We start from the raw sequence: 273 nt of genomic DNA on the forward strand, positions 1-273 counted from the left end.
GGTAGTTATCAGGGTACTATTGAAGTGCTGGATACCAAAACAAAATCGGCTTACAGCATCATGGCAGCACCCATTCAATATTTAAGCATGGATGCCAAAGACATGAAGTATCGTTTTAATTGGAATGCACCCATTATATGGAGTAAACATGAGCCTAATACTTTTTATCATGGTGGCCAGCTACTATTGAAAACTACAGATATGGGTAGAAATTGGACGGAAGTATCACCCGGTCTTCCTTGTTTGTCTTTTTCGTTGCGGGTAAGATCGGGT

Annotated in this window: 1 protein-coding gene; it reads left to right on the forward strand. The window is 40.7% G+C overall.

Annotated features, from left to right (window positions below; all coding sequences use genetic code 11):
• Nucleotides 1–24: 24 nt before the first annotated feature.
• Nucleotides 25–273, forward strand: a 249-nt coding sequence (locus RMT89_RS43010; protein WP_315889199.1) for a hypothetical protein, incomplete at its 3' end; no start/stop codon positions are given.

The organism is Streptomyces sp. P17 (genome assembly GCF_032436805.1).
Classification (GTDB): Bacteria; Actinomycetota; Actinomycetes; order Streptomycetales; family Streptomycetaceae; genus Streptomyces.